Origin of the sequence: Mucilaginibacter achroorhodeus, from assembly GCF_007846095.1 — a bacterium.
GTDB classification, from domain to species: Bacteria; Bacteroidota; Bacteroidia; order Sphingobacteriales; family Sphingobacteriaceae; genus Mucilaginibacter; species Mucilaginibacter achroorhodeus.
Window position 1 is genome coordinate 177,798 of the sequence record NZ_VOEI01000001.1, and the last position, 16,089, is coordinate 193,886.

10 protein-coding genes are annotated in these 16,089 nt (G+C 43.6%); 4 read left to right on the top strand and 6 right to left on the bottom strand.

Going from position 1 to position 16,089, the window contains the following annotated elements; translation table 11 throughout:
• Complete coding sequence (holA, locus tag FPZ42_RS00870; protein ID WP_261382200.1) at window positions 1–1,059, bottom strand: DNA polymerase III subunit delta; 1,059 nt, start codon at window positions 1,057–1,059, stop codon at window positions 1–3.
• A gap of 56 nt (window positions 1,060–1,115) precedes the next feature.
• Here holA and FPZ42_RS00875 point away from each other — a divergent pair, with 56 nt between their 5' ends.
• Window positions 1,116–1,568 (top strand): type I restriction enzyme HsdR N-terminal domain-containing protein, encoded by a 453-nt coding sequence (locus FPZ42_RS00875; protein WP_146268615.1) that lies wholly within the window; start codon window positions 1,116–1,118, stop codon window positions 1,566–1,568.
• Here FPZ42_RS00875 and FPZ42_RS00880 read toward each other — a convergent pair.
• Window positions 1,561–3,375 carry an ATP-binding protein gene (locus tag FPZ42_RS00880; protein WP_146268616.1) on the bottom strand — a complete coding sequence of 605 codons (1,815 nt, stop codon included), beginning with the start codon at window positions 3,373–3,375 and terminating at the stop codon, window positions 1,561–1,563. The two genes, FPZ42_RS00875 and FPZ42_RS00880, sit on opposite strands and share 8 nt — an antisense overlap.
• 136 nt (window positions 3,376–3,511) lie before the next feature.
• Window positions 3,512–6,193, bottom strand: a complete 2,682-nt coding sequence (locus FPZ42_RS00885) for a valine--tRNA ligase (protein ID WP_146268617.1) — start codon at window positions 6,191–6,193, stop codon at window positions 3,512–3,514.
• Window positions 6,194–6,556: 363 nt separating this feature from the next.
• On the opposite strand from FPZ42_RS00885, the gene FPZ42_RS00890 reads away from it, so the two are divergent.
• The gene (locus FPZ42_RS00890) at window positions 6,557–8,626 is read left to right on the top strand and encodes a M13 family metallopeptidase (RefSeq protein ID WP_146268618.1); all 2,070 of its coding nucleotides are present in this window, start codon (window positions 6,557–6,559) and stop codon (window positions 8,624–8,626) included.
• 623 nt (window positions 8,627–9,249) lie between these two features.
• Here FPZ42_RS00890 and FPZ42_RS00895 read toward each other — a convergent pair.
• Window positions 9,250–9,726 (bottom strand): tetratricopeptide repeat protein, encoded by a 477-nt coding sequence (locus tag FPZ42_RS00895; protein ID WP_146268619.1) that lies wholly within the window; start codon window positions 9,724–9,726, stop codon window positions 9,250–9,252.
• Window positions 9,727–9,840: 114 nt separating this feature from the next.
• Here FPZ42_RS00895 and FPZ42_RS00900 point away from each other — a divergent pair, with 114 nt between their 5' ends.
• The gene (locus tag FPZ42_RS00900; RefSeq protein WP_146268620.1) at window positions 9,841–11,169 is read left to right on the top strand and encodes an MBL fold metallo-hydrolase; all 1,329 of its coding nucleotides are present in this window, start codon (window positions 9,841–9,843) and stop codon (window positions 11,167–11,169) included.
• A gap of 114 nt (window positions 11,170–11,283) precedes the next feature.
• Here the strand turns inward: FPZ42_RS00900 and FPZ42_RS00905 are convergent, their stop codons facing one another.
• Window positions 11,284–12,999, bottom strand: coding sequence for a GMC oxidoreductase (locus FPZ42_RS00905; protein WP_146269537.1), 1,716 nt, complete (start codon window positions 12,997–12,999; stop codon window positions 11,284–11,286).
• Window positions 13,000–13,221: 222 nt separating this feature from the next.
• On the opposite strand from FPZ42_RS00905, the gene FPZ42_RS00910 reads away from it, so the two are divergent.
• Window positions 13,222–14,511 (top strand): hypothetical protein, encoded by a 1,290-nt coding sequence (locus tag FPZ42_RS00910; RefSeq protein ID WP_146268621.1) that lies wholly within the window; start codon window positions 13,222–13,224, stop codon window positions 14,509–14,511.
• A 74-nt stretch (window positions 14,512–14,585) separates the two neighbouring features.
• Here FPZ42_RS00910 and FPZ42_RS00915 read toward each other — a convergent pair whose 3' ends face one another.
• The gene (locus FPZ42_RS00915) at window positions 14,586–16,040 is read right to left on the bottom strand and encodes a hypothetical protein (RefSeq protein ID WP_146268622.1); all 1,455 of its coding nucleotides are present in this window, start codon (window positions 16,038–16,040) and stop codon (window positions 14,586–14,588) included.
• Between the last annotated feature and the right edge of the window lie 49 nt (window positions 16,041–16,089).

Genomic DNA, 16,089 nt, shown 5'->3' on the forward strand with positions numbered 1-16,089 from the left:
TCAGTGCATTATTTTGTAAACCAGCTCTTTCATTAAGCCGCCGTGGTCTGTGTTTGAATCGAGGCCTTTGCTTTTGAGGTCGTACTCGCGGAGGCAGCTGATCACCTGGAAGGTTTTGGCGAGGTTGTAACCCCTGGCGGCCTGTTCGTAATCTTTTAAAAAGTACGGACTTACGCCTAATTCTTTAGCCGCATTAGCTTTATCTCTCACATAGTGGTAGGCCAATACCTTACTGAAAAAGTTATTGAGGTTCCCCAATACCAGCACTATTGGGTTGGCTTTAGGGTTGGCTTCAAAATAATTTACGATCTGGTTAGCCTTGTAAGCATCTTTCTTAATAAGAGCTGACTGTAGTTCAAATACATTGTATTCTTTGCTGATGCCGATGTTATCCTGTACTTCTTTTAACGAGATCTCTTGCCCCCGGGGGATATTGAGCATCAGTTTGTCAAGCTCATTAGCGATCTTAGAAAGGTCATTACCTAAATACTCCGCCAGTATAGCACTTGCCTGCGGGGCGATTTTGTATTTTTTATCGTTCGAGTATTCCTCAATCCAACCGGGGATCTTATTGTCATACAAACCTGCTGATTCAAATACCAACCCATTCTTTTCTATTGCCTTAAACGTTTTCTTCCGTTTATCAAACTTTCCGTATTTGTAGCAAAAAACCAAAATGGTGCTGGGTAGTGGCGCCTCAAGATATGCCAATAACGGGTTGATGCTTTTCTTGTCGTCATCATCGCGGCCCCATTTCATATCCTGGGCCTCTTTAACAATTACCACCTGATAATCGCTCATCATGGGGTAACGCTTGGCAGCGTTTATGGCCGTCATCACGTCGGTATCTTTGCCGTACAAAATGGTTTGATTAAACCCTTTTTCGGCATCAGAAAGTACATTCCGTTCAATATAGTTACCTATCAGGTCTATATAATACGGTTCTTCGCCATGGAGCAGGTATAGCGGCTTAAATTTACTGTTCTTAAGATCTTTGATGATATCCTGCGCTGTAGCCATGGGTATGTCAAAAGTAAAAAGTAAATAGTAAAAAGGCATTACATTGTGGATAAAAGCCAGGAACTTTTGACTTTTAACTTTTTACTTTTGACTCGATGTTAATTCCGCTCAACCTTCCGCCATACCCTTTTAAGCTAACCGATGACAATGGCAAGCTGAGCATTTTTGATGAGTTGCGTAAAAAACAGATCATTCTTACACCCGAAGAATGGGTGAGGCAGCACTTTGTACAGTACCTTATTAAAGAAAAAGGTTATCCAAAAAGCTTAATAAAACTGGAAGGCGGCTTAAAACTCAACGGCCTGTCCAAACGTACGGACATCGTAGTTTTCAACTCTGCCGGAGAAAGGGTGCTGCTTGTAGAATGCAAAGCTCCATCGGTAAACATTACGCAAGCTACATTTGACCAGGCTGCCCGTTACAACATGGTGCATAAGGTTGCTTTAATGGCTGTAAGTAATGGTTTGCAGCATTATTACTGCAAAATTGAGCACGAGACAGACAGTTATAGATTTTTAGCAGAATTACCGGTATACAATTCTATTTAACTGTTATAGCCACCAGGTTTTGGATCTTCTCCATCAGGTCATCCGGTTTGAACGGCTTGGCCACATAATCGTTCATGCCGGCGGCGGTAACCTGTTCTCTTATATCAAATAAAGCCGATGCTGTAAGGGCAATAATAGGAATGCCTGACTTAGCGGGATCGGTCATCTTACGGATCTCCCTTGAAGCATCAAATCCGTTCATAATCGGCATTTGCAAGTCCATCAAGATCACATCAAAATTACCGTATTGAACTATCTCTACCGCACGTTCGCCATTTTCAGCAATGGTTGGTATAATATTCCACTTTGAGAAAAGCTTTTTCATTAGCATTACGTTAACCGGATTGTCTTCGGCAACTAAAACACGTAAACCTGTAGGCTCCGATGGTAATGAGACAGGTTCCGGAACAGATGTCTGTTCATTATATGATTGCCTTTCTGCAGAAACCTCAGTCGTTCTGGCACTCGTCGCCGACTCCCTCGGTGGATTATAGGCTTCTGTAGATACGGGAAATTCCATATTGAATGAAAATTCAGATCCCTGCCCAAATACACTGTTTACGCTCATCTGCAGGTTCTGCAACTCTAACAGGCGCTTTACTATCGCTAAACCTAAACCGGTACCTCCGTATTGGCGGGTAGTAGTTACCGATTCCTGAGTGAAGGGTTCAAATATGTTCTCTAAATTATCAGGTTTAATTCCAATGCCGGTATCCTTTACAGAAAACCTTACTGTGATATTGTTATGCCTGTCTTCAACGCAGGTTACCCTCACCCAGATATTGCCTTGTGCCGTAAATTTAATAGCGTTACTAACCAGGTTAAAGATTATCTGCGTCAAGCGCGTAGGGTCGCCAAAAACAAGCTTGCGGCGCAACGTACTATCAACATCAAGTTTAAAAAGCAATCCCTTCTCCTGCGCCTTAATGCTTTGCCCGCCGCAGATGTTTTGCATCAGATCAACCAGGTTAAATTTGATCTGTTCAAATACGATCTTTCCCGATTCTATCTTGTTAAAATCAAGCACATCATTCACAATGGCGAGCAGATTATTGGCCGAGAACTTTAATATCTCCAGGTTTTCACTTTGATCTGCACGCGGATTATTCATCAACAGCAGGTTGCTCATACCTATCACCGCATTCAACGGCGTACGTATCTCATGTGACATGGTAGACAAAAACTCCGACTGCGCCTGTGATGATTTTTCTGCCTTTTCTATCGCCTTTTCAAATTTCACGTTTAAAGCGGCCTGCTGTTCGCCGGTATCCTTTAGCTGCTTAATATTGGCTATAAAAGTATTGTAAAAGTGGCTATTGATAAAGATGATAAGAATGAAGTTTACGCAGGCTGCTATAATATCCGTGGCTTCATCGGCACGTTCGGGTTTCCAGGCTATGTAGTAATTGTGGTCATACTTCATCACCATAAACAGCAACACCGGCAGCAGGTTAAGCAGCGAGTAAAACATCCCCCAGTTTTGCCCGAGCATGTAAAAGCTGAATACTATAATGAGAATGATGATCTGGATGGTGATAACGTTTACATCCTGGAGGATAACAAAAACGCTGGACAAGTTTATCAGCGTACCAATAATTAATGTTAAATGGGATATAATACGCCAGTGAGGCTTGAAAGTTAAATATTTAAATAAGGCTACAACTGCAATGAGCACACCGCCACAAGTAGCTGTCATCACCTTAAGGTTCTGCAGATAAACGCTAAGGAAGAGTGCACCAAGACCTACTATGGATAATAAAAACCCGTAGTATAGCATACGGATGCGAGCCTTGTCGAGAAACGACATCTCGTCCGTTATGATCTTATTTATTGAAAGATTAAAAAAATTCAAGGCCTGGCCGCGGTTAAGAAAACTAATATAACAAATAAAGCCTAATACGCAATAAGCTGCTATAGGTTACCTGTGCGGCTAAACATTACAATTAATTTGCCAATCCTTTTAAGTTTTCTTCAACAATTTTAAGCTTAGCCTCAGCATCAGCTTTCTTCTTACGCTCATTTTCAACTACTTCCGGCTTTGCATTTGACACAAAGCGCTCATTAGCCAGCTTGGCATCTACCGATCTTAAGAAACCTGTTAAATACTCTCTCTCCTTCTCCAATCGCTCTTTTTCGGCCTCTACGTCTATCTCAATATTCAACGTAACAAAGAACTCATCGGTGCCGGCTACAAAATTTGCAGCTCCGGCAATAGCCTCGTTCACAAAACCAAGCTCAGTTATATTCGCTATGTGTTTAATAATGGCGCTATATTGCTGATAATCAATGGCCGAATTTACCTTAACAGCAAGCGGCAATGTTTCTTTTGGTGATAAACCTTTGCTATTACGAATATTCCTAACCTGCGCAATTGCCTGCTGCACCACGTCCATCTCGCCTACCAGTTGGGTATTAATCTCCCCGATTGATGGAAGTTGGGCAACAATGCAACATTCAAGCTCATCGCGCTTACCAAAGATCTCATCGTGCCATAATTCCTCGGTCAGGAACGGCATGTATGGATGAAGCACCTTAAGGATATTTTCAAAAAAACTAACAGTTGCGTTGTACGATGCTGTGTCAATTTTTTGCCTTTCAACATCCGTTTGGTATGGGGGTTTAACCATCTCCAGGTACGATGAACAGAAGTCGTCCCAAACCAATTTGTAAGAAGCCATTAAAGCTTCTGATAAGCGGTACTGGCTAAAGTTCTCCTCGATCTCTACCAACGCCTGGTTAAAGCGGCTCTGGAACCATTCGATAGCTACCGAATTATCCGCCTGGATGCTATTATCAGCCTCCCATCCTTTTACCAGTTTAAAGGCATTCCATATTTTGTTGCCGAAGGCACTACCCTGTTCACAATATTTCTCGTCAAACATCAGATCGTTACCTGCAGGCGAGCACAGCAGCATGCCAACACGCACACCATCGGCACTGTACTTAGCCATCAGATCAAGCGGATCAGGTGAGTTACCTAATGATTTTGACATTTTGCGGCCCAGCTTATCGCGCACGATACCGGTGAGATAAACGTTATTAAACGGCTTTTGCTGGCGTAGCTCATGGCCTGCCATTATCATACGTGCCACCCAAAAGAACAGTATCTCCGGTGCTGTAACCAGGTCGTTTGTTGGGTAGTAATAGTTTATCTCGGGGTTATCAGGGTTACGTACACCATCAAAAACCGAGATTGGCCACAAGCCTGATGAGAACCAGGTATCCAATACGTCCTCATCCTGGGTAAGGTCATCTATGGTATATAAGGCATTCAGCTTTTGCGCTTCTGCCAAAGCCAATTCTTTGGTTTTAGCTACCACATACTCACCGGTTGGCAGGTAGTAAGCCGGTATCTGTTGCCCCCACCACAACTGGCGACTGATATTCCAGTCGCGCACATTCTCCATCCAGTGGCGGTAGGTGTTGATGAATTTCTCCGGGATAAGTTTTACATCGCCATTCAAAACATACTCTAAAGCAGGCTGTGCCAACTCTTTCATTTTACAGAACCACTGCATAGAAAGCTTTGGCTCAATAACTGCCGAGGTACGTTCTGATACGCCAATCTGCGAAACATTGTCTTCGGTTTTTACCAGTGCGCCGGCTTCCTCAAGCATTACCGCAATTTTCTTGCGGGCAGCAAAGCGGTCTTCGCCAACTAATATCTGTGCTTTCTCGTTCAGCGAGCCATCATCATTCAGAATATCTATAACGGGCAGGTTATGGCGTTGGCCAAGCTCGTAGTCATTTAAGTCATGTGCCGGTGTAACTTTCAAACAACCGGTACCAAAATCCATAGTCACATATTCATCTAATATGACTGGTATCTCGCGGTTAATAAGCGGGATGAAAACCGTTTTGCCATGAAGATGGGTATAACGCTCATCATTAGGATTGATACATATTGCAGCATCAGCCATTATAGTTTCAGGGCGGGTGGTGGCAATGGTTAAGTATTTAGTATCAAGTATCGAGTCGTTGGACTGATTTTCGTCTTGATTCTCGATACTTGCTACTTGATACTTGATATAATAAAGTTTCTGATTTACTTCTTTACGCTGAACCTCTTCGTCGCTTACGGCGGTTTTGCCTTGCGGATCCCAGTTGATCATACGTACGCCGCGATAGATAAGGCCCTGTTTGTGCAGGTGAACAAAGTAGTCGATAACTGCTTCACTCATATCCTCGTCCATGGTAAATTTGGTGCGGTCCCAATCGCATGAGGCACCTAATTTTTTAAGTTGCTCCAATATGATACCGCCGTATTTATTCTTCCAATCGTAGGCATAGGCAAGGAACTGCTCGCGGGTAAGGTCTTTTTTGCTGATTCCCTGTTCCTTAAGCATGGCTACTACTTTTGCTTCAGTAGCGATGCTGGCATGGTCGGTACCTGGTACCCAGCAGGCATTCTTACCTTTCATGCGGGCACGGCGTATCAGCACGTCCTGTATGGTATTGTTAAGCATGTGACCCATGTGCAGCACGCCGGTAACGTTTGGCGGTGGGATAACAATGGTGTACGGCTCGCGCTCGTCTGGTACCGAACGGAAGAATTTTTTATCTAACCAATACTGGTACCATTTTTCTTCGGCTTCTGCAGGTGAATAGGTCTTTGCAATACTCATAGCCCGCAAAAATAACAAATCCGTTGGCAGCCGCCAACGGGAATAATTTTATTTAAAAACATCATTGCCGTCCATTCTAAAAGTTGAGATAAACACTACCCATCATTCTCAATTCCCACTCACTATATTAGAACCGTTATAAATAAATTTTCGCAACAATAATTTTACATACGGGCGTTTATAGCCTTATAAGCACATCAAAAAATGAGAACTTTGCCTGTAAACCGCTTTCTGGCAGCTATTATCAAGATGTCACGATTATCAGTGGTAATCAACTGGTTTAATCGATAAAGCCCCCCGTCCGCTTTGTAGTTGCCTTTGCGCGCATTAAATTTTTAACTTTAGCTTTTTACTGATTTAATTATGAAGTTAAAGTTTTCAAAATTGATGCTGGCAGGCGCGCTATGCATTTCGGCCAGCGTATATGCATCAAACGGTGATAAACCTTTAAAAGGCAAAACAACAGCCGAACCGCCTAAGAAATTTATTGATCCAGCCAACATGGACCCGTCTGTTAAGCCGGGCGACGATTTTTTTGAGTACGCCAACGGCGGATGGCTAAAACAGAATGCAATACCTGCAAAGGAAACCCGCTGGGGAAGTTTTAATATCTTAAGACAAGACAATACCGACCGACTGCTAAGCTTACTTTCCGAAGTGAGTAAGAACCCTAAGCAGCCTAAAGGCAGCTTAAAACAACGTGTTGGAGACCTTTATGCCAGTGGCATGGATAGCCTGGCTATTGAGAAAAAAGGATACTCGCCAATAAAAGCCGATCTGCAAAGAATAGATAAGATCAGCGATTTAAATGGCGTTATCAATGAATTAGTTTACGAGCGTGTGAATGGTGTGGGCAGTCCGTTGTTTGGTTTTGGCGTTGGCCAAGACTCCAAACATGTAGATAATTACATTACCCAATTACGCCAGGGCGGCACCAGCCTGCCGGATAGGGATAACTACTTAAAGGACGATGCACGTTCAAAAAAGATCCAGGACGCGCTAAAAACTTACATAACTACCTTATTTGCCTTAACAGGCACTCCGCAGGAAACGGCGGCCAAAAATGCTGCAACAGTTTTTGATATCGAGAAAAAACTGGCTGCATCTCAGTTGAGCCGTGTTGCCATGCGCGACCCTAACGTTACCTACAACAAATTTTCGGTTGCCGATTTCAGCAAAACAACCCCGCACCTTAATTGGGTTAAATTATTACCAATGATGAAGGTGACCGGGCAGGATACCATACTGGTTGGTCAACCCGCATTCTTTAAAGATATTGATGGCATGCTGGCTTCAACTTCTGTTGAAGACTGGAAAACCTATTTAAAATGGAATGTACTTAAAGGTGCGGCTTCATCATTAAGCTCGCCCTTTGTAAAAGCAAGCTTTGCTTACAGTAGCGCGCTAAGCGGCCAAAAAGTAGAAACCCCTCGCAACGAGCGCATGAGCGGCCTTGTTGATGGTAGCCTGGGCGAATTGCTTGGCCAGCTTTACGTAGAGAAATACTTTACACCTGCTGCCAAGAAGTACATGCTTGACCTGGTAAATAATTTGAAGATAACCCTTGGCGACCGCATTAAACGCCTCGACTGGATGAGTGATGCTACTAAAGCCAAAGCGTTAACCAAACTTAATGCTTTCACCGTTAAAATAGGTTACCCTGATAAATGGGAAACTTACGATGGCGTAGTGATCAACCGTAATGATTATGCGGGCAACCTTAAACGCCTTTCTATGTGGCGCTATAATTTTAACGTAACCCGCCTGGGCAAACCGGTTGATAAAACCCGTTGGGGTATGACACCACCTACGGTTAATGCATATTACAACCCAACCACAAATGAGATCGCATTCCCGGCAGGTATACTGCAGTTCCCGTTTTTTGATTTTAAGGCGGATGACGCGGTTAACTACGGGGGTATCGGTGCAGTTATCGGCCATGAAATGACCCACGGTTTTGACGACCAGGGACGCCAGTATGATGCTGACGGTACACTGCGCGATTGGTGGACCAAAGAGGATGCCGATAAATTTAAAGTACGCGCTACACAGGTTGAGAACCAGTACAATGCATTTACGGTATTAGATACCATGCACGTGAATGGTAAACTTACCCTTGGTGAAAACCTTGCCGACCTTGGTGGTTTAAACATCGCTTACGAAGCATTCAAAAAAACAAAGCAAGGCCAGTCAAGTACTAAAATCGATGGCTTTACGCCGGATCAGCGCTTCTTCTTATCATGGGCACAGGTTTGGAGAGGTTCACAACGCCCAGAGGCTGCTGCACAACGCATTTTGACAGACCCGCACTCGCCGGAGCAGTTCCGCACCAATGCACCTATTACCAATATGGATGCATGGTACGCAGCATTTGATGTTAAACCGGGCGATAAAATGTACAAGAAGCCTGAAGACAGGATAAAGGTGTGGTAAGTTTTAGAGATTAGAGACTGAAGGTTAGAGATTAGTCTTGCAAAGCCCGGCATACGCCGGGCTTTGCTTTTTTAAAAATATTTTCCAAATTTCAGTCTGATTAAGAGAATTTCAGAATCATGCCTCCTGATAATATTATAACTTTTGTCATCATGGTCTTGCTTATGTTTGCCTTTGTCGTTGCAGGAAATATCCTGTTGATTCATTTATTAATCAATAAGGCAATAAAATGTTATATCAAACCACTATTGGAATCAAAGGGCTGCATTTATGTGAATTATAAATGTCCAGGGTTATTCAGCCACGGAGACTTCAAATATTTCAATACAGGCTTCACCACTATGTCAGGATCAGGCAAAAATAGATTCACCATTTATGCATGTATATTCTACACTGATAAAATTGAGAACACAAGTAAACGCAGTACAGCAAAAATTGATATTGCAGGTTTATCAGTCAAGAATATAGAATACAGTTCGGATATATAGCTTTAGCTTACATTCGTTTTAAATTGTAACAATAATAAATATTTGGATAACGCTACCCTGGTGATATAAAACTTTGAAGACTTTGTTAACAAAAACCTCAACACTCATCCGGCACAAATACCACGGTTTGCTCTTTTAAATTGCTGCCATCATTTTTAGGGACGCAATGGCAATGCCATTGTCCGGATATTCTGAAAGAATCTTTCTGTACAGTTCCTTTGCCTCTGCCCCGCGGCCTATTTGACTAAGCGTGAAAGCAATGTTGCAAAGCCCCATTTCACGATAACCCATTCTTGACGAGCTGAACATCGTAATATACCGGTACTTATCTATCCAGGCATTATGCTCAAAATAGGCAACGCTTTTATTAAAGTGATCCAAGGCCCTCTCGTATTTATTTTTCTTAAGTGCTGCGATGCCCTTTCGATGTTCAGTAGCAATAATCCATCTCAGTAAATAAAGGATCGCCCAATAAGCTATAAAGGCGTATATAAAATCAAGTCCGTCTGTTGCAAATTGCGAGAAGCCCCAAAGCAGCAACAGCATTAACAATATCTGCGGGATGGTATACCACCAAACAATTTTTCCTCTAACAAATGGTACGTTCGCCATACTTAACAATATTTCGCTAAATTAAAATTTACACATCAATAATCTTACCGCTTCACAACAATTGGGCAGTTTCACTTATTAGTAAAACCCTATCTTTGCGGCACTGATTTCATTATGATAATTCACCAGTTTTACGATAAAGGCCTGGCACATGCCTCGTACGCCATTGTTCGCAGCGGAAAAATGATCGTTATTGATCCTGCTCGTAATCCACAACCATATTATGATTTCGCTAACCTGCATGAGTCAGAAATAGTTGGTGTTATCGAGACGCATCCACACGCTGATTTTGTGAGCTCACATCTGGAGATACACCACACAACTGGTGCTGATATTTACGTGAGCAAACTTGCCGGTGCAGGTTACCCACATCAAACTTTTGACGAGGGCGACGAAATAAAACTGGAAGACATCAATCTTAAAGCAATAAACACACCGGGACACTCACCAGATTCTATTTGTATTTTGGTTGAGAACGAGAATGGTAAAGAATGCGCCATATTTACAGGCGATACGCTTTTTGCAGGCGATGTTGGCAGACCCGATCTGCGCGAATCAGTTGGCAACATCACCGCCAAGAAAGAAGAACTGGCCCGCCAGATGTATCACAGTACCCGCGAAAAATTAATGACCCTGCCTGCCGATGTAAAGGTTTATCCCGCTCATGGCCCGGGCTCACTTTGCGGTAAAAGCATGAGCCCCGATCTGCACAGTACCATAGGGAAAGAATTGCGCGAGAATTATGCACTGCAGTTGATGGACGAACTCGCATTTGTGCAAACCTTAATGGCCGACCAGCCATTTATGCCAAAATACTTTGGCTATGATGTTGAACTGAATAAGATCGGCGCCGCGGCCTACGCAGAAAGTGTTGCTAAAGTAAACAGACAACAACCTGCCGATATAAGTGATGCTATTATCATAGATACACGCAACCGCGAGGCTTATCGCAATGGCCATGTTAAAGGCTCATATAATTTGCAGGATGCAGAAAAGTTTGAAACCTGGCTGGGTTCTATTGTGGGCCCGGAAGAACAATTTTATCTGATAGGAAGTGATGATGCCGCTTTAGATACCGCTATTGCTAAGGCAGCAAAAATTGGTTACGAGCATAATATTAAAGCCGCTGTGTTAACACCTCCAACTGCTACCGAAAAATCCACCATACTTAATTTGGAAGAATTTAGGACCAATCCTAATGCCTACACCATTATTGACGTTCGCAACTGGGCCGAGATAAAATCAGGAAAGCTATTTGCCAATGCTTTGACCATTCCGCTACCGGAACTTAGGGAACGCGTGAGTGAGATACCTACCGATAAGCCGGTATTGGTTCACTGCGCAGCGGGTTACCGTTCTGCGGCGGCGTTGGGCATTATCAGCGCTGCTATATCAGAAGTGCCGGTTTATGACCTGGGTGAAGCGGTGAATGAGTGGAAGTAACCAAGCTTACATAAACCCCTCCCCGCCTTTGCGCACTATCTATCGCACCCCTCCCGAAGGAGGGAGCTGAACAGTTACTGTCACCCTGAGCTTGTCGAAGGGCTATCTACGTGCTTATACTTCGCCTTTCTTCAACGCTTTAACCGCATAATCTGTAGCACGGGCAGTAAGCGCCATGAAGGTAAGCGACGGGTTTTGGGTGCCGGTCGAGGTCATGCAGGCGCCATCGGTTACAAACACATTTTTGCATGCATGTAACTGGTTCCATTTGTTGAGCATAGATGTTTTAGGATCATGCCCCATGCGTACGCCGCCCACTTCATGGATGTCCAATCCAGGCGCCTGTTTGCTGTCGTTGGTGGCAATATTTTTACAACCTGCCTTATCTAACATTTCGGCACCTTGCTGTAAAAAGTCTTTGAGCGACTTAATGTCGTTATCATCGTAATCCACAGAGATCTGTAGTTGCGGCACGCCCCATTTATCCTTAAGCGTTTTGCTTAGTTGCACAAAGTTGCTGGCCTTAGGGATGGTCTCGCCCTGCATCATCATATAAATTCCCCACGGACCAGCCTCGCTGATATTTTGCTTGAAGTCTGCACCTATTTGAGCGTCGTCCGTTTGGTGGCCCCAACCTGCGCGTGTAGCGGTATAGAAAACCATATAACCCCGTAAAAAATCGGTCTCCTGTCTATGCACGTTTCTGAAGTTAGGCATCATTACCGCAGTTGGCCTTCGGCCGTAATAGTAGCTATCCATCGGCCCGTCAAAACCAGCAGTTAAAGAGCCGCGGTAATTATGAAACGCAATGTATTTACCTAACTGATCGTGATCATTACCCAAGCCGTTAGCGAAACGGTTTGAGGTAGAATTGAGCAAAATAAGGTTACTGTTTAAGGTTGCACCGTTTACAAATATGATGCGCGCAAAATATTCTACAGCCTTGCCCGTGTGAGCATCTACCACACGCACGCCTATTGCCTTTTGCTTGTGTTCATCATAAATGATAGAATGTACAACAGAATCAGGCCGCAAGGTTAGATTACCGGTTTTAGCCGCCCAGGGAATGGTGGATGAATTGGAGCTAAAATACCCCCCAAACGGACATCCACGCTCGCATAAACTGCGCGCCTGGCATTGGCCTCTGCCCTGCTGCAGATGTATCTCTTTAGGCTGGGTTAGATGCGCACATCGGCCAATGATTACATTACGGTCTTTGTAGTTGGCCATAATGCGCTTCTGTATCTCTTTTTCAACAACGTTCATTGTCCAGGCAGGTAAAAACTCACCATCGGGCAGGGTTTCCAGTCCATCGTGATTACCGCTGATACCGGCAAAACGCTCAACGTGGCTATACCAAGGGGCAAGGTCATCATACCTTATCGGCCAGTCAACAGCAAAACCATCGCGGGCAGGCCCTTCAAAATCAAATTTGCTCCAGCGTTGCGTTTGCCTGGCCCACAACAATGATTTACCGCCAACCTGGTAACCGCGGATCCAATCAAATGGCTTATCTTGCACGTAGGGGTGCTCCTTATCTTTCACAAAGAAATGCTCGGTGGCTTCGCTAAAAGCATAGCAACGGTCTACAACCGGATTTTCTTTTTTAACTTCCAATGGCAAACGCCCGCGGTGCGGAAAGTCCCATGGGTTTTTAGTTGCCGTTGGGTAGTCCTTTAAATGTACTACATCCTTACCGCGCTCCAAAACAAGCGTTTTAAGGCCATGTTCGCACAGCTCTTTAGCAGCCCAGCCACCGCTTATACCAGAGCCAATTACAATGGCATCAAAGGTATTATCAGATAGTTTGTTGAAATTAACGTTCGCCATAGCTTTAAATTGGTGAACGTAAGTTAAGCATTTGCCAAAAAATGCAAAATTCTTACTTGCCCAAGAGGCAATAGGATGATCTTGAGGATTACTTCCATCATCAAGACTCGGAAAACGATCTGTCATTACTCGTTAATTTGAATAATCCATTGCAAATGCAATACAAATCGATTTCCTTTTAAATGGATAAATACTATTTTAGAATAACCAAACCCACTATTTATGACAACCACTGACGAACCTGTTTACTGGTCGGCTGCCCGTAAAATTGCCCTGCGCTTTTTCCTGGTGTTCTTTCTTTTGTATATTTTTTTTAACCCCAACGGTGTGTTGCCTTACATCAATGTATTGTTTGAGCAATATATCACACCATTTCATAGCCTGGTGGTTTGGATAGGAAAAAACATCCTTCACCTCGCGAAGCCAATTACAGTTTTTACCAATGGCAGCGGAGATACTACTTATGATTACGTGATCATGCTGCTCATTTTTGTATTAGCCTTGGTGGCCACCATTATTTGGAGCGTAGCCGATCGCAAGGTGCGAAACTACAACAAGCTTTTTTACTGGCTCACTGTGGTTGTGCGTTATTACGTGGCCATCACCATGCTCACTTACGGGTTTGTAAAAGTTATCAAATTACAATTTCCATCGCCAGATCTTAACCGTTTGCTGGAACCTGTTGGCGATATGTCGCCAATGGGCTTAGCCTGGACCTATATGGGTTACTCGTACGGCTTCAATATTTTTACCGGGCTAGGCGAGATCACCTGCGGTATGCTATTATTTTTCAGGCGTACTTCAACCCTTGGTGCTTTGCTGGGGCTGGTTGTTGCAGGTAATATCATGGCTATCAACTATGCTTTTGATGTGCCTGTGAAGCTGTTATCAACCATGTTAACGGTGATGTGTTTGTTTTTGCTATTTAAGGATGCTGTTAGGCTCATCAATTTCTTTATCCTCAATAAACCCGCCGCACCCGCTAATCTTACCCCTCACACCTTTAAGAAACGCTGGGTTAACATTTGCACCACTGTAATAAAATATTTGCTGATAGTATATGTACTTGCAGGTAATTTGGTTAGCGACATACAGGCGATGAGCCAATATGGGGATAGTGCTCCCAAACCACCGTTGTACGGCATTTACCAGGTAGAGACCTTTATACGCAACCATGATACCATACCGCCACTTGCAACCGACACCATGAGATGGAATAAGTTAATCCTATCTTACAGCGGCGGGGCAAGAGTAAAATTTATGGACGATACCGTCAGGCGTTATGATTGGAAACTGGATACCGTCAAGCATACCGTTCTCATGGCCCCTTATACCGATAGTTTAAACAAAGGCATATTCACCTACAGCATACCTAAGAAAGACGACCTTTTGCTTAAAGGACTTAAGCGCTCAGATTCGTTAGAGATAAGGCTGAAAAAGATAGACCTTAAGAAATTCAGGCTTATCAACAGGGACTTTAACTGGATAAACGAATATCCTTATAACAGGTAGCCAGATTGATTTAAAGCAAAATCGCCCTTGCAATGCAAGGGCGATTTTATATGAAATGTAAATGTAAGTATTAATTATTTAACAGCACCTGGTGTAGTGTAAGGTAACACTTGTGGGTTGTAGCTTGCCCAACCAGATGTCCAATCTGTAGTACCAAATGCACCTTTGTAACTTACTTGTTCAAAACCTGAAAGTTTTGCATTAGCGAAGTTAGCGCCAGTTAAAGCCGGGGAATTAGCGATTTGTGTAAAGTTAGGTACGCCGGCTCTTGCAGAGGGAGCAAGATCCGATGAAAACTTGTAAGGATCAGCATAGATACCTGCACCGTAAAGGTTAGCATCAAACGTATTTAATGATCCTTGAGCAGGGTTTAATAACGCGGTAACTGCGGCTAAAGCGCTACCAGTAGCTTTGATCTGATTGCCTTTACTGTTGCTACCGGCAACAATGTTGTAAGCAAATACTGAACGACCCGCAGCTAAGTTAGCAGATGAATTAGCTGTACCACCAGAAGGCAGTGCATCATCATAGAATACACCCTCTGTGTAACCAACAATTACAGAATTGAAGATGCTTATCGCTGAGTTACGGCGGATCTGAGCACCATGCTGGAAATTAGCATTAATAGAGCTGAAAGAAGAAGTCTCTTTTGGACCTAAGATGGTCATGTTAGAGAATGTAGCATTTGTTTGCGGGGCATCGTTAGTGCCGGTGCTGTTGTTATCAGATTCGAAACCGTTTGAACCCGATACGTCTGCAGTGGCAGCTAAACGCTGAGCTAAACCGAATTGTACTTTACCAGAGAAACCATTGTCTGTATCAAAATCATCATCCCAGGTATCGATAGCCAAAAGGTGTTTAGCATTAACAGTACCACCAAACCACTCGTAAGCATCGTCGCCAGAACGGTAAACTTCGATGTAGTCGATAGTAGTACCAGAACCAACGCTACCAAAAGTTAAACCGTTGATCTCGTTATCCGGGCTCAATGGGATACCTGCGTACTCTATACGCACATACTTCATGATACCAGAGTTGTCAGCAGCATCTGTACCGCCGTGTTTACCTTTATCGGTAGCATCAGATATACCTTCAATAGCGATTGAAGTACCCAGGTTGTTAGGTGCTTTACCTAACAAAATTACACCACCCCAGTCGCCTTGTGAACGGCCACCGGCAGCAGCATTTGATGTGAATACGATAGGCGCATCAGCAGTACCTTGTGCATCTATCTTTGCACCACGGGTAATGATCAAAGCACCTTTGGTAGCTTTATCACCTTTAATAATGGTACCGGCATCAATTTTTAAGGTTGCGTTGTTGGTTACAAACACGTTACCTTTTAGAAGGTAAATTTTGTCTTTTGTCCAGGTAGTGTTTGCAGTGATGTCGCCAGAAACAGTAACAACACCGTCAGTTGGCTGGGTTGTACCGCCGCCACCACCGCCGGTGGTATCAACTGTATTCTTAGAACAGCTGGTTACAAAGATACTCGCGCTTAGTATGGCAAGTAATAAAACTTTTTTCATGCTCGATTTAATTTAATTTAATATTCAAAGTAACCCCAATGGTTTGAAC